This window comes from Ruthenibacterium intestinale (assembly GCF_040096265.1).
GTDB lineage: Bacteria > Bacillota > Clostridia > Oscillospirales > Ruminococcaceae > Ruthenibacterium > Ruthenibacterium komagatae.
Genome location: NZ_JBBMFA010000089.1, coordinates 1 through 22,029, shown reverse-complemented (window position 1 = coordinate 22,029; position 22,029 = coordinate 1). Strand labels below are relative to the sequence as shown.

Here is a 22,029-nt window from a genome sequence, read left to right as displayed (position 1 = left end):
ATCACCGATTTAAAGGAAGGTTTTTTATGTCACAACACGACCGTTACATCTCTCCCTTCGAGACGCGCTACGCCTCGAAGGAAATGCAGTATATCTTTTCCGAGGACAACAAGTTCCGCACCTGGCGCCGGCTGTGGATCGCCCTGGCCAAAGCCGAAAAAGAGCAGGGCCTTCCCATCACCGACGAGCAGATCGCCGAGCTGGAAGCCCACAAGGACGACATCAACTACGAAGTGGCCATCGCCCGGGAAAAGGAGTGCCGCCACGACGTGATGAGCCACGTCTACGCCTACGGGGTCCAGTGCCCCGGCGCCAAGGGCATCATTCACCTGGGCGCCACCAGCTGCTATGTGGGCGACAACACCGACGTGCTCGTCATGCGCGAAGCCATGGAGCTGGTGGAGAAAAAGCTGCTGGGCGTCATGGGCCTGCTGGCGGAGTTTGCCCGCAAGTACAAGGGCATGCCCGCCCTGGCCTACACTCATCTGCAGCCCGCCCAGCTGACCACCGTGGGCAAGCGCGCCACCCTGTGGCTGAACGAGTTCTACATGGACCTGTGCGAACTGGAGCACCGCATGGACAGCCTGGCCCTGCTGGGCTCCAAGGGCACCACCGGCACTCAGGCCAGCTTTGTGGAGCTGTTCGACGGGGACGCCGCCAAGATCAAGGCCGTGGAGGCGTCCATCGCCAAAGAGATGGGCTTTGACAAGGTGGTGCCCGTGTCCGGCCAGACCTACTCCCGCAAGGTGGACTACAACGTGCTCAGCTGCCTGTCCGGCATTGCCCAAAGCGCCATGAAGTTCGGCAACGACATGCGTCTGCTGGCCAACTTCAAGGAGATGGAGGAGCCCTTCGAGAAACAGCAGATCGGCTCTTCCGCCATGCCCTACAAGCGCAACCCCATGCGGTGCGAGCGCATCTGCAGCCTGGCCCGCTACGTGATGGCGGACGTCATCAACCCCGCCTTTACCGCCGGCACCCAGTGGTTCGAGCGCACCCTGGACGACTCCGCCAACAAGCGCGTGGCCGTGGCCGAAGCGTTCCTGGCCACCGACGCCATTCTGAACATTCTGCTCAACGTGTGCGACGGCCTGGTGGTGTACCCCAAGGTCATCCGCAGCCGCATCATGGCCGAGCTGCCCTTCATGGCCAGCGAGAACATCATGATGAGCGCCGTGAAAAAGGGCGGCGACCGGCAGGAACTGCACGAGAAGATCCGCGTTTACGCCCAGCAGGCCGCCCGTGTGGTCAAGGAAGAGGGCGGCAAAAACGACCTGATCGAGCGCATCTGCGCCGACCCGTCCTTCGGTCTCGACTACGACGAGGTGGAAGCCATTCTGAAGCCCGAGGACTTCACCGGCCGCGCCGAGCAGCAGGTGGAGGAGTTCCTGGCCGAGGTCATTGACCCGCTGCTGGCAAAACACGCCGACGCGCTGGGGATTCGGGCGGAACTCTCTGTATAATCAAAGTGAAAAACAACGATTTGTAAAAATGTTGAAAGGGTGAAGCGGTCTGCTTCGCCCTTTCGACGTTCCAGGGTGCTTTTTTATTTTGGGGCGCACAGGCGTGCCGCCCGGGCGGAAAAAGCCCCCTTGACAAACCGGAGAAAGTTTGTATAATAACAACTATACGAAAAAGACCGCGACGGAAAGAGTACGTCCTGAGAAGCTTCCAAAGAGAGCCCCGGCTGGTGAAAAGGGGCGAAGGGGACAGGGCCGAACATGGTTCCTGAGTCGCGCGGGCGAGCGCATGGCGTAAGTCCGCGACGGGTGCACCCGTTATCGTGCCGCGCTGTAAGTCTGTCTCATTCGCAGACCGCAGCGGATGAGGCCGCGCGCTGCAAAGCGGCGGTGAAACAAGGTGGTACCGCGATATTTGTCGCCCTTGGAACAGTGTGTTCCGAGGGCGTTTTTTATTGCCCGGGAAAAAGGAAAGGTGAATGGCTTTGATCGAAATTCAACATCTGACGAAAGTGTTCGGCACCGGCGCCGACCGCGTCACCGCACTGGAGGACGTGAGCCTGCGTGTGGAAGACGGGGACATCTTCGGCATCATCGGCATGTCCGGCGCGGGCAAATCCACGCTGCTGCGCTGTTTGTCCATGCTGGAAAAACCCACCAGCGGCCAAATCGTGCTGGACGGCAGCGACCTGGCGGCGATGAACGGCGCCCAGCTGCGGGCCGAGCGCCGCAAAATGGGCGTGGTGTTTCAGGGCTACAATTTGCTGATGCAGAAAACCGTGGCCGAGAACGTGGCCTTTCCGCTGAAGCTGGAAAAAGGCTTCGACAAAGCGGCCGTCGCCGCCCGGGTGGACGAGCTGCTGGAACTGGTGGGCCTGGCCGACAAGGCGGGCGCTTATCCGGCCCAGCTGTCCGGCGGGCAGAAGCAGCGGGTGGCCATCGCCCGGGCTCTGGCCACAAAGCCCGAGATTTTATTGTGCGACGAACCCACCAGCGCGCTGGACCCTCTGACCACCAAGGCCATGCTGGCGCTGCTGGCGGACATCAACCGCAAGCTGGGCGTCACCATCCTCATCATCACCCACGAACTCAGCGTGGTCCGGCGCATCTGCGGCCGGGTGGCGGTCATCGGCGACGGCCGTGTGGCCGAGACGGGAACGGTGTCTCAGGTGTTTGAAAATCCCCGCAGCGAAGTGACACGGCTGCTGCTCAGTGAAAAGGAGGCGTGAGAAAATGGGTGCATTTTTTGCAGAGTATGGTTCCATTTTGTGGGCCGGCACGCTGGAAACGCTTTATATGACGCTGGTGTCGGCCTTTTTCGCCTATGTGCTGGGCCTGCCCATGGGCGTGGTGCTCACCATCACCAAACCCGGCAGCATCGCGCCCGCGCCGCGGTTCAACGCGGTGTTCGGCTGGGTGGTCAACATCCTGCGCAGCCTGCCCTTCATCATTTTGATGTTCTTTATCATTCCCTTCACCCGGGCGCTGGTGGGCACATCCATCGGGGCCACGGCGGCGCTGGTGCCCCTGACGCTGTCGGCCGCGCCCTTTATCGCCCGCATGGTGGAGCAAAGCCTGGAAGAGATCGACCACGGCGTGCTGGAGGCCGCCCAGTGCATGGGCGCCACCAAATGGCAGATCGTCACCCGGGTGCTGCTGGTGGAAAGCGTGCCCAGCCTGCTGCGGGGCCTGTCCATCAGCCTCATCACCATTCTGGGCTACACGGCCATCACCGGCAGCGTGGGCGCCGGGGGCCTGGGCAACATCGCATTCCGGTACGGCTATCAGCGCTATCAGACCACGGTCATGTACGCCACGGTGGTGCTGCTGATTTTGCTGGTGTGCATCATTCAGATTTTGTTTGACCGGCTGGCCCGCCGGGCGGACAAGCGCAACCGATAAGATCACGCCTTCGGGCGTTTTCGAACAAAGAAAGAGGAGAGGAAACGTATGAAAAAAGTGTTTGCTTTGGCGCTGGCTCTGGTGCTGGCGCTGAGCCTGGCCGCTTGCGGCGCGGGCGAAAAAGTTCAGATCGGCATTCCGGCCGACGCCACCAACGGCGCCCGTGCCCTGCTGCTTTTGCAGGACCAGGGCCTCATCACCCTGAAAGAGGGCGTGGGCCTGGAAGCCACCGAAAAGGACATTGCCGAAAACCCCTACAACATTGAGATCGTGCCCATGGAGGCGGCCAACCTGCCCGCCAGCCTGCCGGATCTGAACCTGGCCGTCATCAACGGCAACTATGCTTCGGGCGCAGGCATCGCGGACAAGGTGCTGCTCACCGAGGACGCCGAGAGCGTGGCCGCCCAGACCTACGGCAACGTGATCTGTGTGAAAGAGGGCAACGAGAACGACCCCGCCGTGCAGGCACTGGTGGCGGTTCTCATGAGCCAGGACGTGCAGGACTGGATCAGCGCCAACTACAGCGGCGTGGTCATGCCCATGGGCGCGCAGGATCTGGAGATCCCGGCCATCAGCGAGCCCGTGACCCTGACGGTGGGCGCTTCGCCCAGCCCCCACGCGGAGATTCTGGAGTACGCCAAACCCATTCTGGCCGAGCACAACGTGGAGCTGGACATCGTGGAGTTTGACGACTATGTGATGCCCAACACCGGCGTGGAGGACGGCAGCCTGGATACCAACTACTTCCAGCATCAGCCGTATCTGGACGACTTCAACGCCGAGCAGGGCACGCACCTGGTCAGCGTGGCCACCGTGCACTACGAGCCCATGGGTCTGTACCCGGGCAAGAGCGCCAGCGTGGACGAGATCAAGCAGGGCTGAGTTCTGATTGCAAAAGCACCGCGCGTTTCGCAACGCGCGGTGCTTTTTTTGCCCGGGCAGCTTGACAGCGCCCGGCATTTCTGGTATGCTGGCACCTGTCGTCGGAGGACTTGTCAACGTAAGGACAGAGCCGGATAAGAGGGCGGGCGCGCGGGTTGCCGGAGGCTGCTTTCACGTATGAAAGGGCCGGATAAGAAACACGTTTCGCTCGTTTCTTATCCGGCCCTTTTTGTGTGAGGAGAATGGTATGGATTTGTTGAAAGATTCGGTTCGTCCCCTGTATTTCCGGTATCTTGCCGCAGCGTTCGGCAGCGCTTTGATCACATCGGTGTATTCCGTTGTGGACATGGCCGTGGTGGGGCAGGCTGTGGGCCCGCAGGGCACGGCGGCCCTGGCGGTGGTGGCCCCGGTGTGGAATGCGGTTTACAGCCTGGGCCTGCTGATGGGCATCGGCGGCTCGGTGCTTTTGAGCAATGCCCGGGGGCGAAACAGCGGGAACGCCAACGAATACTTCACGGCGGCCCTGGCGGGCGCATGTGTCCTGGCCGGGGCGGCGTGGCTGCTGCTGTGGCTGTGGGAAGAACCGATTCTGGTGTTTTTCGGTGCGGACGCGCAGCTGCTGGAGCTGGCGCAGCGCTATCTGGAACCGGTGAAAATCGTGGTTCCGGTGTTCGTTCTGAACCAGATGCTGGCCGCGTTTCTGCGCAACGACGGAAATCCGGTTTTGGCCACGGCGGGCGTGCTGGCCGGCGGCGCGCTGAACATCGTGGGGGACTGTGCGTTTGTATTCGGCCTCGGAATGGGCGTGTACGGGGCAGGGCTTGCCACCGCCATGGGCGGCTGTGTGACCCTGGCCGTGCTGCTGACGCATTTTGTTTCGCGCCGGAACACGCTGGCTCTGTGCCGCACCGCCGCGCCGGCCGCCCGCCTGCGGGCGATCGCCGTAACGGGCTTTTCCACGTTCTTTTCCGACGCGGCCATGGGCATCCTCACCGTGCTGTTCAACCGCCAGATCATGCGCTACCTGGGACCCGATGCCCTGGCGGTCTATGGGCCGCTCATCAATGTCAGCACCTTTGTCCAGTGCTGCGGCTACAGCGTGGGGCAGGCGGCGCAGCCCATTTTGTCGGTGAATTTCGGGGCGGGCAACGTGCGGCGCATCCGGCGGACGCTGGCCTGCGCCCTGTGGGCCACCGCGGCCTTCGCCCTGTTCTGGACCGCCCTCAGCCTGGCATGGCCGCAGGGCTACATCTATTTGTTTATGGAACCGACGCCGGCCATTCTGGAGATGGCGCCGGGCATCATCCGGCGCTACAGCCTCTCGTTTTTGCTGCTGGGGCTGAATCTGTTCGCCACCTATTATTTTCAGGCGCTGATGAAGCCCGCCGCGGCGATGGCGGTGTCGGTGGCCCGGGGCTTTGCGGTCAGCGGTGCGCTCATCCTGCTGCTGCCGGTTCTGGCCGGCCCCGATGCCATGTGGTTCGCCATGCCTCTCACCGAGCTGGCGGTGGCCGCAGGGGCGGTGTGGGGCATGGTCCGCCTGACCCGGTCCCTGTCCGTCAGTTCAGCTCCTTGCCAAAGAAGGACACCGCGCCCCTGACTTTTTCCATCAGGCCGTCAAACTGGTCCGGCGTCAGGCTCTGGGCGCCGTCGCTCTTGGCGTGGGGCGGGTCGTTGTGCACTTCCACCATCAGGCCGTCGGCGCCCGCCGCCACCGCGGCCATGGCCAGGGGCTCCACCATCCAGGCGATGCCCGCCGCGTGGCTGGGGTCCACCACCACGGGCAGATGGCTTTTGGCCTTCAGCATGGGAATGGCGCTGATGTCCAGCGTGTTGCGCATGCTGGTCTCAAAGGTGCGGATGCCGCGCTCGCACAGCACCACGTTTTCGTTGCCGCCCGCCATGATGTACTCGGCGCTCATGAGAAATTCCTCCAGTGTGTTGGAAAGGCCGCGCTTCAGCAGAATGGGCGTTTTCAGCTTTCCCAGCTCCTTCAGAAGCTCAAAGTTCTGCATGTTGCGCGCGCCCACCTGGATCATGTCCACGTCTTCAAACAGGCCGATGTGCTCGGTGTTCATGATCTCGGTGACAATGGGCAGGCCCGTGGCCTGGCGGGCTTTGCGCAGCAGCGTCAGCCCTTCGGCGCGCATGCCCTGGAAGGAGTAGGGGGAAGTGCGGGGTTTGAACGCGCCGCCCCGCACAAGGCCCGCGCCGCTGGCCTTCACGCGCCGGGCCACTTCGGTGATCTGCTCGGCGCTCTCCACGCTGCAGGGGCCGGCCATCACCGTAAAGTGCCCGCCGCCGATCTTGTGGCCGCCCACGTCCACCACCGTGTCGGCGGGGTGAAATTTTCGGTTGGCTTTTTTGTAAGGCTCCGATACCCGCTTCACATCTTCCACGATGTCGTTGGCGCGCACCAGGTCGATGTCCACGCTGGACGTGTCGCCGATCAGGCCGATGAGGTGGGTGTGTTCGCCTTCGGAATTGTGGATTTTCAGCCCGCTGGCCTCAAAGCGGGCGCAAAGCGCTTTCACCTTTTCGGGAGATGCGTTCGGCTTGAAAATAACGATCATAACAAGATACCCTCTTTCCTGAAAAATCAACGAAAAAGAGCCGGCAGCGCACCCCGCTGCCGGCTCTTTTCAACTGCAGATTGAACTCAAGCAGTTTCCAAAACGCCACGACAAACAGGGCCATTCCCCCAATAATAGGAATAGCCGTAAAAGCGATATGCAAACAAACTGTTCGTGCTGCGCATGAAAACCGCACCTTTCCTGATTTGGTTAGAGTATACGCGCCAAAACGCGCAGTGTCAAGCATTTTTCTCAAAACGCTCGATCACTGCGCGCACACGGCGTTCCCCGGGCCGCGCGCCGCTTTGCGTACGGCGGGGCGGGCTGGCTGCCGAAGCCACTTTGAAGACATCTTCAGCATACCATGAGATTGCGAATTTTTTTTGTAGAAATTTTGTAAAAAATGTGAGGTCCTTTTTTGTGGAAGTGCGACAATGAAAAATCATACAATTTGTCCTAAAATCTATAAATATATCTGATGACCTGAAAAGCAAGCGCTTTCAATTTCACAAAAAGCGCGGAAGAAGGGCCAAGAATCGCAAGGTTTTGCACAAAAAAACTGCTGTACAAGCGGCAAAGCTGTGCTATAATACTGTTGTCAGGAAAAAACACGCCGGGAAACGGCGTGAAATCATCATACAAATGCAAGGAGAGGACTCGAATGAAACAGTTTATGGACGACAATTTCCTTCTGGAGACCGAAACCGCCCGCCGGCTGTACCACGAGCATGCGGAAAAAATGCCCATCATCGACTATCACTGCCACATCAACCCGCAGGAGATCGCCGAGGATAAGCGCTATGATTCCATCACCGATGTGTGGCTGGGCGGCGACCATTACAAATGGCGTGCCATGCGCTGCAACGGCGTGCAGGAGGCCGACATCACCGGCGCCAAGGATACCGACCCGTACCGCACCTTTGAAAAATGGGCCGAGACGCTGCCCCGTGCCATCGGCAACCCCCTGTATCACTGGACGTATCTGGAGCTGAAGAAATACTTCGGCATCACCGAGCCGCTGAACGCGAAATCCGCCAAGGCCATCTACGACAAATGCAACGCCCGTCTGAAAGACGCGGACATGTCTGTGCGCGGCATCATCGACCAGTCCAACGTAAAGCTGATCTGCACCACCGACGACCCCGTGGACAGCCTGGAGTGGCACAAGAAAATCAAGGCAGACCCCACCTGCAAGGTGAAAGTGCTGCCCGCCTTCCGTCCGGACAAGGCGTTCAACATCCATAAACCCGAGTATCCCACCTACATGGCCAAGCTGGCCGAGGTCTCCGGCGTGGAGATCAAAACCTTCGCCGACGTGGTGAAGGCGCTGTACAACCGCATTGACTTCTTCAATGAGATGGGCTGCCGCGCTTCCGACCACGCGCTGGATTACGCTGTGTATGCCGCCGCCGACGAGGCCGAGCTGGACGCCATCGTGGCCAAGGGCCTGGCGGGCGGAGCCATCACCGTGGACGAGCTGAACAAATACAAAACCGCGTGCCTGCTGGCCGTGGCCAAGAAATACACCGAGTACGGCTGGGTCATGCAGATCCACTTCGGCTGCATCCGCGACAACAACACCACCTGGTACAACAAACTGGGCCCCGACACGGGCTTTGACGCTGTTTCCAACACCCACGGCGCCGATGATCTGGGCAAGCTGATGGATGCCATGAGCAAGGCCGGCAATCTGCCGAAAATGGTGCTGTACAGCCTGAACCAGTACGACAACGAGACCATCATGACCCTGGCGGGCGCCTTCCAGGTGGACGGCCAGTGCGCCAGCCAGATCCAGATGGGTTCCGCCTGGTGGTTCAACGACACCAAGACCGGCATGGAGAAACAGCTGACCGACTTCGCCAACCTGGGCGTTCTGGGCAACTTCATCGGCATGCTGACCGACTCCCGCAGCTTCCTGAGCTACACCCGTCACGAGTATTTCCGCCGCATCCTGTGCAACTGGATCGGCAACCTGGTGGAGAACGGCGAGTACCATGCCGACATGGAGACGCTGGGCCAGCTGGTAGAGGACATCAGCTACAACAACACCGTGAAATTCTTTGGCTTTGACGTTTGATGCTTTTTTGTTAGGGGGAAATGCAATTATGAACAAACTGTCTTACAAAACTCTGGAGCAGATGGGCTATGACGGCTATCTGCTGAAGGACGCGCCCGAAAAAGTGCTGCAGTTCGGCGAGGGCAACTTCCTGCGCGCTTTCGTGGATTATTTCTTTGACATGGCCAACGAAAAATGCGGCTTCAACGGCAAAGTGGTGCTGTGCCAGCCCATCGCCCCGGGCCTGTCCAAAATGATCAACGAGCAGGAGGGCCTGTACACGCTGTATCTGCGCGGCTTTGAAAACGGCCAGAAGGTCAACGCCAAGCGCATCATCTCCGCGGTGTCCCGCTGCATCAATCCCTATGAGGATTACAAGGCACTGCTGGAGTGCGCACACAACCCCGACCTGCGTTACCTGGCTTCCAACACCACCGAGGCCGGCATCGCCTACGACCCGGCGTGCAAATTTGACGACGAGCCGCCCGCATCCTTCCCCGGCAAACTGACCCGTTTCCTGTACGAGCGCTTTGAGGCCTACGGCAAAGAGAAGGGCAAAGGCTTCGTGATCCTGTCCTGCGAGCTGATCGACAACAACGGCCAGGAGCTGCGCAAATGCGTGCATCAGTACATCGACCAGTGGGGCCTGTCCGAGGAGTTCTCCAAGTGGGTGGACGAGGAAAACCTGTTCTGCTCCACGCTGGTGGACCGCATCGTCACCGGCTATCCCCGCGCCGAGGCGGCTGCCCTCAACGAGGAAAACGGCTACGAGGACAACCTGCTGGATACCGGCGAGGTCTTCGGCTTCTGGGTCATCGAAGGTCCGGAATGGCTGGAAGAGGAACTGCCGTTCAAGAAAGCCAACCTGCCCATCCTGGTCACCCGTGACCACACCCCCTACAAGAAACGCAAAGTGCGCATCCTGAACGGCGCGCACACCACCATGGTCCTGGCTGCTTATCTGGCCGGCCAGAACATCGTGCGCAACTGCATGCAGGACGAGGTCATCAAGGGCTTCATGAACAAGGCTCTGTATGAGGAGATCATCCCCACGCTGACCCTGCCCAAAGAGGAGCTGATGGAGTTTGCCGCCGCCGTGGCCGACCGGTTCAACAACCCGTTCATCGATCACGCGCTGCTGTCCATCGCTCTGAACTCCACCTCCAAGTGGAAAGCCCGCGTAATGCCCAGCTTCAAGGCTTATGTGGAAAACGAAGGCAAGCTGCCCGCCTGCCTGACCATGAGCCTGGCTGCTTACATCGCGTTCTACTCCTGCAATGTGCAGAGCCTGAACGACGAGGCTCTGATGTGCAAACGTCCCGCCGGCGACGAGTACGCCGTGAAGGACGACCGTCCCGTGCTGGAGTTCTACTATGCTCATAAGGACGACGACGCCAAGACCCTGGCGGAGGCCGTTCTGTCCAACGAGAGCTTCTGGGGTGAGGATCTGACCAAGGTTGCCGGCCTGACCGAGGCTGTGACCCGCGATCTGGAGACCATCCGCACCGAAGGCGCTTATGCGGCTATGAAGAGCGTACAATAAACCTGTGCAGAAAGGGGCCGCCGCGCGCTGCGGTGGCCCCTTATTTTCAGAGAAAAGGAGCATTTCCATGACGAAACTCATCCAGATCTCCCCCGCCGACAACGTGGCGGTAGCCCTGCATCCGGTGGCAAAAGGCGAGGAGTTCGCCGGCGTTGTGGCCGCCGAGGACATTCCCCAGGGCCATAAAATGGCGCTGCGCCCCATCGCGCAGGGCGAAAACGTGGTCAAATACGGCTTTGCCATCGGCCACGCCACCCAGGACATCGCCCCGGGCGCCTGGGTGCATGTGCACAACACAAAAACCAATCTGTCCGAAGAGGGCGAATATACCTATGAACCCGCCGTGGTCCCCGTGGAGCCGCAGGCCCCCGAGACCTTCCAGGGCTTTTTGCGGGACGACGGCCGCGCCGCCATCCGCAACGAGATCTGGGTCATTCCCACGGTGGGCTGCGTCAACGGCGTGGCGCAGAAGCTGTGCCGCGACAACCAGCACCTGGTCAAGGGCAGTGTGGAAGGCCTGTACACCTTCCCGCATCCCTTCGGCTGCAGCCAGATGGGTGACGACCACGCCCAGACCCGCAAGCTGCTGGCCGCGCTGACCCGCCACCCCAACGCGGGCGGCGTGCTGGTGCTGAGCCTGGGCTGTGAAAACCTGACCCATGAGCAGTTCCTGGAAGAGCTGGGCGACTACGACGAAAACCGCGTCAAATTCCTCACCTGCCAGGACGTGGAGGACGAGTTTGAAGCGGGCGCCAAGCTGCTGGCCGAGCTGGCCGAATACGCCGGCAAGTTCCAGCGCCAGCCCATCCCCGTGTCCGAGCTGGTGGTGGGCATGAAGTGCGGTGGCTCCGACGGGCTGTCCGGCATCACCGCCAACCCCACGGTGGGTGCGTTCAGCGATCTGCTGATCGCCCGGGGCGGTTCCACCGTGCTCACCGAGGTGCCCGAGATGTTCGGCGCCGAGGGCATCCTCATGAACCGCTGTGTCAACAAAGAAGTGTTCGAAAAAGCCGTGAAGATGATCACCGACTTCAAGCACTATTTCACCAGCCACAACCAGGTGGTGTACGAGAACCCGTCCCCGGGAAATAAGAAGGGCGGCATCACCACGCTGGAGGACAAGAGCTGCGGCTGCGTGCAGAAGGGCGGCACAGCCCCCATCGCGGACGTGATCGGCTACGGCGACCCCGTGGTCACCAAGGGCCTGAACATGCTGTCCGGCCCGGGCAACGATCTGGTCAGCGCCACGGCCCTCACCGCTGCGGGCGCCCACATGATCCTGTTCACCACCGGCCGCGGCACCCCCTTCGGCGCACCGGCCCCCACGGTGAAAATTGCCACCAACACCCAGCTGTTTGAGAAGAAGAGCGGCTGGATGGACTTCAACGCCGGCCCTGTGGCCGACGGCGAGCCCATCGCCCAGGCGGGCCAGCGCCTGCTGGAAAAGGTCATTGCCGTGGCCAGCGGCGAGCAGACCAAAACCGAGCAGCAGGGCTACCGGGAGATCTCCATCTTCAAGGACGGCGTGGTGCTGTAATCGTTCCGCACTGCGGAAAGTTTTGCCGTGCCGCCGGAAAAATGCTTTCCGGCGGCGCGTTTGTTTGTTATACTGAAACCAGGAAAACCAGGCCGGCCCGGCCGCGCCGGCCGCTAGATACAGGAGGGACCGATCATGGAGAAAAAGGCCTTCGATTTGCTTACGTTTGGAGAGATCATGCTGCGTCTGTCGCCGCCGCGCCACGCCCGCATTGTGGACGGTGACGTGTTTGAAAAACGCGCCGGCGGAGCCGAGCTGAACGTGGCGTCCGGTGTGGCGCTGCTGGGCCTGCGCACGGGCATCATCTCCCGTCTGCCCCAGAACGAGCTGGGCACCTTTATCAAGAACCGCATTCGTTTCGTGGGCGTTTCCGACGACTTTTTGTGCTACGACGACAGCCCCTCGGCCCGTCTGGGCATCTATTATTACGAGATGGGCGCCGCGCCCCGCAAGCCCACCATTGTGTACGACCGGTTCAACGCTTCGGTGTGCGGCATTACGCTGGAGGACATTCCCGAAGAAGCCTTTTCTTCAGCCCGGATGTTCCACCTCAGCGGCATCAGCCTGGCGCTGGGCACCCGGGATGTGGCCATTCAGGTGCTGAAAAAGTTCAAGGAGCACGGAGCCAAAATCTCTTTTGACGTGAACTACCGCGCCAACCTGTGGGGCGAAGACGAGGCCCGTGAAACCATCCAGAGCATTCTGCCCCTGGTGGATGTGCTGTTTGTCTCCGAGGAGACCAGCCGCCGCATGTTCCACAAAACCGGCGAGCTGCACGACATCATGAAGAGCTATGCTCAGGAGTATGGCGTGAAGATCGTGGCCACCACCCAGCGCACGGTCATCAGCCCCCGCAAGCACAACTTTACCTCGGTCATCTACTCCGCCAAGGAGGACCAGTTCTACACCGAGGCCCCCTATACCAACATCGACGTCATCGACCGCATCGGCTCCGGCGACGCATACGTGGCGGGTGTCCTGTTCGGCCTGCTGAAATACGACGATCCCCACAAGGCCATGCAGTTCGGCAACGCCACTTCCAGCGTGAAGAACACCGTGCCCGGCGATTTGCCGTCCTCCGACTTCAAGGAGATCGACCGCATCATCCGGGAGCACAATGCCACCGGTCCGGTCAGCGAGATGAACCGCTGAACCTGAAAAAAGCGCATCCGCTGTGCGGATGCGCTTTTTTGTCTCTGCTCAGCCCTTTTTTACGGCTGCCACAAGCAGCATCATGGGGCGGCGCATTTCGTCTTTCATTCCGTCCAGGTCCATCATTTCCCGGGGCGGCTGCGGTTCAATAATATGCCGCAGCTCCAGCCCGTTTTGAAGCAGCGTGTTCAGATAGGTGGTCAGCGTGCGATGGTACTTTACCACCTTTTCGCCCAGGAAGAGGGCGTCTCTGCGGCCTTCGTAATAGTAGTTGTCCACCGGGAAGTGGAGAATGGTGCCGTTTTCATCGTAATACCAGTCCTGCGTTCCGTAGGAAGTGAACACCGGGTGCTCCACCGAAAACACCAGATGCCCGCCCGGGCGCAGCCATTGGCAGATGTTTTCCGCCAGCGGTTCAAATTCCTTTACGTAGTGAAAGGCCAGAGAGCTTACAATCACGTCAAAAGACTCTGCCGGAAAACGCAGGTCTTCCATGGCGGCGCACTGATATTCGATTTGCGGGGCGGCGTTGATTTGCCGGGCAGTCTGCAGCATTTTGCGGGAAAGATCGATTCCCAGCACCGATGCGGCCCCGTGGTCGGCGGCGTATTTGCAGTGCCAGCCGTAGCCGCAGCCCAGGTCGAGAACCTGTTTGCCGTTGAAATCGGGAAGAATTTTTTGAAGTTCCGACCATTCTCCCGCGCCCTGAAGCCCTTTTTGCGAACGCAGCATCTGGCTGTATTTTTGGAAAAAGCGTTCGTCGTCGTATTTGTTCTCTTTCATGTGAAAACCCTCCCATGTAAATTTCCGTGTTGTCGGCGATTTACATGGGTTTATGCAATCTTCTGCGTGATGATCCCACCGCACATAGGTGTGCCACTCCTTTCCGATTGCTTTCCATTATAACGCAGCCGGCCCCCAAAAACCAGGCCGGTGCGGCGGGGAAGAATGCTTGTGCTTCGGAAAAGCAGAGCGTTGGGCCTTTGTTCACCCGGTTCGCTGTACGATAGTTAAAATTTTAACCATTTTGAAATCTTTTTTCGTCGATTTCACCACACGGAGAGAAAGCGGGCTGGGCAAGTCTCCAAACTTCGCGTTCGGCACTTGTGGAAGCAAAAAAGATGTGCTACACTCTTGATGTCAATTAGTAAAGTCACTGGACAAACTAATTCACGCCGGAAGATCCAGAGGAAGGGGAGGAGGCTGTTGACCACCCAGCAAATCATTCGTTCTAAAAATCTGATCGAAATTTACCGGTTGATTGACCGCAATCCCCGCATCTCCCGAACGACGCTGGCCAAAATCACCCGTCTGAGCAAGACCACGGTGTCCAGCGTGGTGGACGAGCTGATTGCAGGCGGGTACGTGCTGGACTGCGGCAAGGTCGTCAGCGGTCAGCAGGGCCGCCGCCCCAACGAGCTGTGTGTCAACGGCGCGGGCAACGTGGTGGCCGTCATCAGCTGGCGGCGCGCAAGGCTGGACGTGGCACTGGTCTCTTCCGACGGCCACATTGCCCTGCGAAGCCAGGTGCCTCTGACCGAAGAGGACGACGGCGTGGACAAGATCGTGCAGACCTTTTTTGAAACGCTGGTGCCGGCGGCGGGCAGCGCCCGCATCATGGGGGTGAGCATCATCATCCCCGGCATTGTGGACAGCGAGCGGCGCCGCATTCTTTCCACGGTGATCGGCGTGGGGTTTGACGACCCGGTGGTCCAGCGGCTGGACCGGGCGCTGGCGGGATATCCGTTGTGCTTTTTAAACGATACGGCGTGCTTTGCATATGCAGAGAGCGTGTTTACTCAAATTGAGGACCGGCATTTTGCCTACATCAACGTGTCCAAGGGCGTAGGTGCCTGCCTGTTTTCCGACGGCAAGATGCTGCGGGGCGCAGGAGCCATGGCCACCCAGTTCGGGCATTATTCCATCGATCGGGACGGCCCCCGCTGCGAATGCGGGAACCGCGGTTGTCTGGAGTGTCTGGTGGGCGAAAACGCATTGGGTCGGCGGGCGGCAGAGCGCGGTTTGGACGTGGGAACGCTGGGCGGGCGCAAGCTGCTGTACAGCGACGTGGGCGCCATGGCGCAAAGCGGCGACGTGAAGGCGCGGGCGCTGATCGGAGATCTGGCCAAAGATCTGGCCTTCGGCATCTCCAACCTGATCGCTTTGTTCAACCCGTCCCTGATCATTCTGGGCGGCACGGGCGTGAATCTGGGCCCCTGCTTTCTGGAGGATGTGCGCAGAGATCTGTCCGGCATGGGCTTCCGGGAGTTTGTGGACCGGGTGCGCATCAAGTATTCCGGCCTGGGGCTGGACGCCGAGCTGACCGGTGCGGCGCAGTATTACATCGATCATCATTACGATTTTTCCGGAAACGACCAGCAGGAATTGTTCCTGCGGTGACGCCCGGCGGGCCTTCGGGCCGGAATAAGAAAGGCGGTTTCGAGTATGGAAAAACGAATCATCGCGGTCAATTCCAACTGCTATCATGGCTATTCCATCGAACAGGCGCTGGAAGGCATCGCGGCGGCCGGCTTCCACTATGTGGAGCTGACAGCGACCAAGGGCTGGACCGAGCACGTGTTCCCGGACCAGAGCTTTGAAAAGCTGTGCGGTGTGAAAGACCTGCTGGAGAAGCTGGACCTTCATCCCTTCTCCATGAGCGGCCACTGCAACCTGATGGACACCCAGCGCCTGCCGGATTTTGTGATGAACATGCGGCTGGCTCACTTCTTCGGGTGCGACTACATCGTGTCCTCCATCGGCGAGGCACATCTGGCCGACAACGCCAAGGCCTCCAACGAGCTGCTGGCCCAGAACATCCGCGGCCTGGTGCCCAGCCTGGAAAAGTACGGCCTGACGCTGGTGCTGGAGCTGCACGGCGAACACGCCACCGGCACGGTGATGAAAGAGATCGTGGACCTGGTGGGAAGCGACCGTGTGAAAATCAATTACGACACAGCCAACTGCGTGTTCTACGGCAACGTGGACGCAGCCGACGATGTGGACACCTGCATGGGCGACATCGCCTATCTGCATCTGAAGGACAAGGCCGGCGCCCGCAACGCCTGGGACTTCCCCGCGCTGGGCAAGGGCTATGTGGACTTCGAGACCATTTTCCACAAGCTGGACGAGGCGGGCAACAACGCGCCCTTCAGTGTGGAGATCGAGTTTACCCAGGCCGGCCCCAAGGACCTGGCGGAAATCAACACCGCCGTGCAGGATTCGGCCGAGTATCTGAAAGCGCACGGGTTCGTGCTGTAACAGGGCTTTTGCGGCGCAAAGCGCCGAAAAAGAATAAAAACAAATTCAGGAGGAGAAACAAATGAAAAAGTTTCTGGCAATCACGCTGTCCGCTGTGCTGGCGCTGAGCCTGGCCGCCTGCGGCGGAGCTTCCAGCTCCACTTCTACGGCTTCCACGGCGGATTCCACTTCCGCGGCTTCCACTGCGGCAGAGGACAAGGACCTGACCTTCGGCTATATCGCATACGATATGTCCGACATCTGGAACGAGTACTCCGCCCGTGCTTTTGAGTACGCGGCCGAGCAGAACGGCGTCGAGACCGTTGTTCTGGACTCCAAGAACAGCCTGGAAGAGTCCATCACTGCTATGGAATCTCTGATTCAGCAGGGTGTGGACGGCATCTCCATCTTCCCCATCTCCACCGAGCAGGGCGCTCAGCTGGTCAAAATGGCCAACGAGGCCGGCATCCCTGTGACCGTTGAGAACTTCGCCATGGACGACATCGAGGATCCGGGCGACTACATTGCTTCCGTTGCCTGCGAGTACGACAAGATCGGCGAAGCTGCCATCAAGTGGATCGCTGAGCAGAAGGAAGGCGCCAAGATCTTCTTCTGCGCCGGCCAGCAGGGCGCGGGCGTGTACGAGAAGTATCAGGAAGGCGTGGACCGCGCTCTGGAAGAGCTGGACGGCAAAGTGGAAGTTGTTTCCACCCTGCACGGCGACTGGCTGACGGACAAAGCGTACAACGTCACCACTGACCTGATCAACTCCGGCACCGAGTTCGACTACATCTTCGCCAACAACGACATGATGGCTCAGGGCTGCTACAACGCGCTGAAAGACGCCGGCAAAGAGGGCATTCCCATTGTCTCCACCGGTGGTTCTCCCGACGGCTATCAGATGCTGCAGGACGGCATCGAGGCTGCCAACATGACCGCTCCTGTTTCCATCCAGGGCGTTAAAACGTTCCTGAACCTGTACAACAAAGTTGCGCTGGGCGAAGATCCCGCTGAGGAATTCACCGCGCTGCCTGTTATCCCCGTGTCTGCGGACGACACCAGCTCCTACATCGCGTGGGACGACTATGCTGCCGCTTACGAGTATCTGCAGGAGAACTGATTTGCCGGCGTGTGACGCCAGTTTTATCTAAAGCAACCGAAACACCCGCCGGTCGGCCGCGGCAAGGGGCTGGATCCGATTTCATCCCCTCGCCGCACCGGCCGGCGCTGTGCTTTTTAAAGAGAAGGTGAGAGCTGCCATGACATTCGATTATGAGAACCGCAAGCCGGTGATCGCCATGCGGGATATCAAAAAGGAGTTCTCCGGCGTTTGGGCGCTGTCGGGCATCACGTTCGATGTTTATCCCGGCGAGGTGCACTGCCTCGTGGGTGAAAACGGCGCCGGAAAATCCACCCTGATGAAGGTGCTGACCGGCGCATATACCCCTACCTCCGGCTCCATTGAGGTGGATGGAACCACCTATGACAAACTGGACCCCATGCTTTCCAAGTCCCTGGGCATCAACATTGTGTATCAGGAAAACGACCTTGTGCCCAGCATGGACGTGGTGGAAAACATTTACGTGGGAAACGAGAAAACCAAGGGATTCGGCCTGGTGGACTACAAGTCCATGGAGGCGGAAGCCCGCAGCAAAATGAACGAACTGGGCATCGATTTGAAACTGGATACCAAGATTGAAAATCTGTCCGTTTCCGACCAGCAGTTCGTAAAAATTCTGAAGGCGCTCAGCGTGCAGCCCCGCGTGCTCATCATGGACGAACCCACGTCCATGTTCAACGTGGAAGACGCCGCCAAAGTGCTGGAATTGACCAAGAAAATTTCGGAACAGGGCATCGGCATCATTTATATCTCCCATTTCCTCAACGAAGTGGTGCAGATCGCCGACCGCATCACCGTCATCCGCGACGGCGCGGTGGTCCGTACTTATACCAATGAAAACAGGGACACGCCCATCACCGCCATCACCAAGGATATGGTGGGCCGCTCTGTGGACATGTTCTACGACAAAGAAAAATGCCCCATCGGGGACGTGATGCTGGAAGTCAAGGACCTTCAGCTGACCAAAGACAGCCCCAAAATCAGCTTCACGGTGCGCCAGGGCGAGATCGTGGGCTTTTCGGGCATGGTGGGCTCCGGCCGCACCGAGATGGTGCGCGCACTGGTGGGTGCCGACAGCCGGTACGCCGGCCAGATCTTCATCAACGGCAAGGAAGTCCACATCAGCAACCCCAATGACAGCATCAACGCGGGCATTGCCTTCATCACCGAGGACCGGCAGAAGCTGGGCCTGATGCTGAATGCCAGCGTGCTGGAGAACGCCACCATCCTGGGCCTGCGCGAGAAGATCAAGGGCTTTTTCGTAAACATCAAAAAGTTCCCGGCGCTGATTGAGCCGCTGCTGAAGGAGCTGCGCGTCAAAACACCCAGCGTGTGGACCGAGGCCATTTACCTGTCCGGCGGCAACCAGCAGAAAGTGGTTCTGGCCAAGTGGCTGTATGCCGAGCAGGACATCTACATTTTTGACGAGCCCACCCGCGGCATCGACGTAAATGCCAAGGCCGAGTTCTATAAACAGATGAGCGAGCTGACCAAAAAGGGAAAATGCATCCTGATGATCAGTTCCGACATGCCCGAGCTCATCAGTATGAGCGACCGGGTGCTGGTGGTGCGGGACGGCGCCATCGACTGCGAACTGACCGGCAAAGACATCAACGAGCAGGAAATCATCAAACGTGCGTTAGGAGTGAAGAAAAATGGCAGATAAAGTCAGCAAGCCTTCTGTGGGCAAGAAGCTTTTGAGAGATCAGCGTGTGCTGCTTGCCATCGTGATCGCGATCATCATCGTGGTCATTTCCGTCATCAACCCGAATTTCATCAGTCTGGGCAACATTGTGGCCATTTTCCAGCAGATCTGCGTGCTGGGTATTCTGACCATGGCCATGAGCATTCTTCTGATCTCCGGCGGCATTGATCTGTCCATCGGCAACATCATGGTGGTGTGCGGTGTGGTCATGTACGTGGTGCTGAACAATGGCATGCCCGTGGCGGTGGCCGTGTTGGCCGGTCTCATCACCGGTATGGCCTGCGGCCTTTTGAACGGCGCCATCATCGCCAAAAGCAAGTGCATTCCTCTGGTCATCACCCTGGGCACCAGCAAAATGTTCTACGGCATTGCGCTGACCGTGTCCGGCGGCCGCATCATGAACTTCGGCGGCGCGTTCAACGGGCTGAAAACCAAGGTTCTGGAAGTCTTTTCGCCCATGCTGCTGGTGCTGCTGGTCATGGTGCTGCTGGCTTATGTCATGATGAGCTACACCAAGTTCGGCCGCCGTGTGGTCGCGCTGGGCGGCAACGAGAAGAACGCCTTTTTGTCCGGCATCAACGTCACCCGCTATAAAATGGCGGTGTACGCCATCTCCGGCCTGTTCTGCGCAGTGGCCAGCATCGTGTTCGTGGCCCGTATCGACTCCATCACCTCCAACGCCGGCACCAACTACGAGACCAACGCCCTGGCTGCGGCCATCATCGGCGGCGTTACCTTCGACGGCGGCAAAGGCACCATTGGCGGCGCCTTCCTGGGCTGCCTGCTGATGGGCGTCATCTCCAACGCCATGAACATTCTGGGCGTGGACACCAACGTGCAGACCATCATCACCGGCGTCATCATCGTGGGTGCGGTGGTCCTCAGCAACATCAATAACATCAAAAAGAAATAAGCGCCGAAAGGAGAGGATTTGTCTTGGTAAATGTGGCGATCATCGGCGCAGGTTTCATGGGCAAAACTCATTTGACCGCATACAAGGCAATGAACAACGCCACCGTTACAGCGGTGTGTGATCTGAACGAAACGCAGGGGCGCGCGCTGGCCGAAGAGGCCGGCTGCCCCTGGTATGCAGACGGCGAGACCATGCTGCGCGAGGCGAAGGTGGATGCCATCGACATCTGTCTGCCCACTTTCCTGCACGAGCAGTATGCCCTGCTGGGTGCAAAGTACAAAAAGCACATTCTGTGCGAAAAGCCGGTCACCCTCACGCTGGAGGCGCTGGACCGGATGCTGGACGCCGCTGAAAAAGCGGGGGTCCAGTTCGCCGTGGGCCAGGCGGTGCGTTTCTGGCCGGAATACGTGAAAACCAAGCAGCTGTACGACGCGGGTGCGCTGGGCACGGTCAAATACGCCCGCGCCAGCCGCCTGTCGGTCCACCCCGCCTGGAGCGAGTGGTACCGCAAGCCGGAGAACAGCGGCGGCGGCCTGTTCGATCTGCATCTGCACGACGTGGACTATCTGTGCTATTTGTTTGGCAGAGTGCGTCAGGTGTACGCCGTGGGCCAGAAGAACGACGTGGGCTGCTGGAACCATGTGGCCAGTTCGCTGAGCTTTGAAAACGGCGTGCAGGCCACGGCCGAAGGCATCATCGAGATGCCCGCCGGCTTCCCCTTCACCATGGAACTGAACGTGGTGGGCGACCAGAAGGCCGTCAGCTACCGCATGCGTGCAGGCGCCAATCTGGAAGACGTGGCCTCCGCCGTGCGCGAGACCTGGCTGTATGGCGGCGCGGAGCCGGAAAAACTGGACATCGATCCCTACGATGCCTATCAGAAAGAGCTGGAGCATTTCATCGGCCACCTCGACGCGGGCACGCCCATCACGGCCATCACCCCACAGGATGTGCGCCATGTGCTCACGGTCATTCATGCCATCCGCACCTCCCTGGAAACGGGCGAGCCGGTGGCTCTGTAAAACGGAAAGGAGCGTGCCGCAATGAAACAGGGCATCAGCCTGTTTTCCTTCACGGATTCCACCGATGTGCGCTGGATGTTTGAGCACGCCAAAAAGGCGGGCTATGACGGCGTGGAGCCGGTGCTCAGCGAGAGTGGATACCTGAACCCTCACACCTCTGAGAGGGACATTCTGGCCATGCGCCGCATGGCGGAGGACATGGGCCTGGAGATCCCCAGCGTGGGCGTGTGGAGCCTGTGGGAGAACAACCTGGTCTCCGACAGCGAGGCCACCCGCCGCAAGGCGTTCGGCATTGTGGAAAAGCAGATCGAGGCCGCCCATCTTCTGGGAGCAGACACCATTCTGGTGGTCCCGGGCTATGTGGGCTGCGCCTTTGCCTCCAAGCCGGAAAAGATTCGTTACGACGTGGCCTATGCCCGCAGCCAGGAGGCGCTGGCCCGTCTGGCGCCCCAGGCCGAGGCGGCCAAAGTGGCCATCGGCATCGAAAACGTGTGGAACCGCTTTTTGCTGTCTCCGCTGGAAACAGCCCGCTTCCTGGATGAGATCGCCTCTCCGTGGGTGGGCATGTATCTGGACGTGGGCAACGTGGTCTACATCGGTTATCCGGAGCAGTGGGTGGAGCTTCTGGGCAAGCACATCAAAAAACTGCACATGTCGGACTACCGCTTCGATCAGGCGGGCATCGGCGCCTTTGTGGACCTGTTCGCCGGAGACGTGGATTTCCCCGCCGTGGCCAAGGCCATCGCAGACATCGGCTACGACGACTACATCACCCTGGAGATGCTGCCCAACTATAAGCAGTTCCCGGAGGTGAGCCTGTACGCGGACAAATACGCCATGGACCGCATTGCCGGTCTGGTGGAAAACGCCCGCGGCAGCCGCTGACAAGTTCCTTCCGACCGGGGGGGGGGGGGGGGGGGGGGG

At 59.8% G+C, this 22,029-nt stretch carries 18 protein-coding genes and 1 other annotated feature; of the genes, 16 read left to right on the top strand and 2 right to left on the bottom strand.

Annotated features, from left to right (window positions below):
• The first annotated feature begins 26 nt into the window (after positions 1-26).
• The 5 genes from purB (at position 27) to WMO24_RS08070 (ending at position 5,844) form a co-directional block, all read left to right on the top strand.
• Entirely contained in the window at positions 27-1,463 is a 1,437-nt protein-coding gene (gene purB / locus WMO24_RS08090) for an adenylosuccinate lyase (protein WP_349215918.1), read from the top strand.
• Between the two features lie 169 nt (positions 1,464-1,632).
• Positions 1,633-1,889, top strand: a binding site (T-box leader).
• A gap of 50 nt (positions 1,890-1,939) precedes the next feature.
• Complete coding sequence (locus WMO24_RS08085) at positions 1,940-2,689, top strand: methionine ABC transporter ATP-binding protein (RefSeq protein WP_349215917.1); 750 nt, start codon at positions 1,940-1,942, stop codon at positions 2,687-2,689.
• A gap of 4 nt (positions 2,690-2,693) precedes the next feature.
• A complete protein-coding gene (locus WMO24_RS08080; protein WP_349215915.1) occupies positions 2,694-3,362 on the top strand; it encodes a methionine ABC transporter permease in 669 nt (222 codons plus the stop codon).
• 48 nt (positions 3,363-3,410) lie between these two features.
• The gene (locus WMO24_RS08075) at positions 3,411-4,244 is read left to right on the top strand and encodes a MetQ/NlpA family ABC transporter substrate-binding protein (protein WP_349215914.1); all 834 of its coding nucleotides are present in this window, start codon (positions 3,411-3,413) and stop codon (positions 4,242-4,244) included.
• A 247-nt stretch (positions 4,245-4,491) separates the two neighbouring features.
• The gene (locus WMO24_RS08070) at positions 4,492-5,844 is read left to right on the top strand and encodes an MATE family efflux transporter (RefSeq protein ID WP_349215913.1); all 1,353 of its coding nucleotides are present in this window, start codon (positions 4,492-4,494) and stop codon (positions 5,842-5,844) included.
• On the opposite strand, the gene aroF is transcribed toward WMO24_RS08070, so the two are convergent.
• A complete protein-coding gene (aroF, locus tag WMO24_RS08065) occupies positions 5,804-6,817 on the bottom strand; it encodes a 3-deoxy-7-phosphoheptulonate synthase (protein WP_349215912.1) in 1,014 nt (337 codons plus the stop codon). The two genes, WMO24_RS08070 and aroF, sit on opposite strands and share 41 nt — an antisense overlap.
• Positions 6,818-7,478: 661 nt before the next feature.
• Here aroF and uxaC point away from each other — a divergent pair.
• From uxaC to WMO24_RS08045, 4 genes are all read left to right on the top strand, one after another.
• A complete protein-coding gene (uxaC, locus tag WMO24_RS08060; RefSeq protein ID WP_349215911.1) occupies positions 7,479-8,894 on the top strand; it encodes a glucuronate isomerase in 1,416 nt (471 codons plus the stop codon).
• A gap of 28 nt (positions 8,895-8,922) precedes the next feature.
• Entirely contained in the window at positions 8,923-10,416 is a 1,494-nt protein-coding gene (locus tag WMO24_RS08055) for a tagaturonate reductase (protein WP_349215909.1), read from the top strand.
• A 67-nt stretch (positions 10,417-10,483) separates the two neighbouring features.
• Positions 10,484-11,953 (top strand): UxaA family hydrolase, encoded by a 1,470-nt coding sequence (locus WMO24_RS08050; RefSeq protein ID WP_349215908.1) that lies wholly within the window; start codon positions 10,484-10,486, stop codon positions 11,951-11,953.
• A gap of 135 nt (positions 11,954-12,088) precedes the next feature.
• Positions 12,089-13,105 carry a sugar kinase gene (locus tag WMO24_RS08045; protein ID WP_349215906.1) on the top strand — a complete coding sequence of 339 codons (1,017 nt, stop codon included), beginning with the start codon at positions 12,089-12,091 and terminating at the stop codon, positions 13,103-13,105.
• A gap of 48 nt (positions 13,106-13,153) precedes the next feature.
• Here the strand turns inward: WMO24_RS08045 and WMO24_RS08040 are convergent, their stop codons facing one another.
• Positions 13,154-13,888 carry a class I SAM-dependent methyltransferase gene (locus tag WMO24_RS08040; RefSeq protein ID WP_349215904.1) on the bottom strand — a complete coding sequence of 245 codons (735 nt, stop codon included), beginning with the start codon at positions 13,886-13,888 and terminating at the stop codon, positions 13,154-13,156.
• 423 nt (positions 13,889-14,311) lie between these two features.
• Between WMO24_RS08040 and WMO24_RS08035 the strand changes: the two genes are divergently transcribed.
• The 7 genes from WMO24_RS08035 (at position 14,312) to WMO24_RS08005 (ending at position 21,990) form a co-directional block, all read left to right on the top strand.
• Positions 14,312-15,505: an ROK family transcriptional regulator gene (locus tag WMO24_RS08035; RefSeq protein WP_349215903.1), complete on the top strand. Its 1,194-nt coding sequence runs from the start codon at positions 14,312-14,314 to the stop codon at positions 15,503-15,505.
• Positions 15,506-15,550: 45 nt separating this feature from the next.
• Positions 15,551-16,366 carry a sugar phosphate isomerase/epimerase family protein gene (locus WMO24_RS08030; protein WP_349215901.1) on the top strand — a complete coding sequence of 272 codons (816 nt, stop codon included), beginning with the start codon at positions 15,551-15,553 and terminating at the stop codon, positions 16,364-16,366.
• A gap of 61 nt (positions 16,367-16,427) precedes the next feature.
• Positions 16,428-17,465, top strand: coding sequence for a sugar ABC transporter substrate-binding protein (locus WMO24_RS08025; protein ID WP_349215900.1), 1,038 nt, complete (start codon positions 16,428-16,430; stop codon positions 17,463-17,465).
• A gap of 139 nt (positions 17,466-17,604) precedes the next feature.
• Entirely contained in the window at positions 17,605-19,131 is a 1,527-nt protein-coding gene (locus WMO24_RS08020) for a sugar ABC transporter ATP-binding protein (RefSeq protein WP_349215898.1), read from the top strand.
• Positions 19,121-20,083: an ABC transporter permease gene (locus tag WMO24_RS08015; RefSeq protein ID WP_349215896.1), complete on the top strand. Its 963-nt coding sequence runs from the start codon at positions 19,121-19,123 to the stop codon at positions 20,081-20,083. The genes WMO24_RS08020 and WMO24_RS08015 overlap by 11 nt, the downstream gene beginning before the upstream one ends.
• 32 nt (positions 20,084-20,115) lie before the next feature.
• Complete coding sequence (locus tag WMO24_RS08010) at positions 20,116-21,105, top strand: Gfo/Idh/MocA family protein (protein WP_349215929.1); 990 nt, start codon at positions 20,116-20,118, stop codon at positions 21,103-21,105.
• A gap of 21 nt (positions 21,106-21,126) precedes the next feature.
• On the top strand, positions 21,127-21,990 hold the full coding sequence (locus WMO24_RS08005; RefSeq protein WP_349215894.1) for a sugar phosphate isomerase/epimerase family protein: 864 nt from the start codon (positions 21,127-21,129) through the stop codon (positions 21,988-21,990).
• The last annotated feature ends 39 nt before the right edge of the window (positions 21,991-22,029 follow it).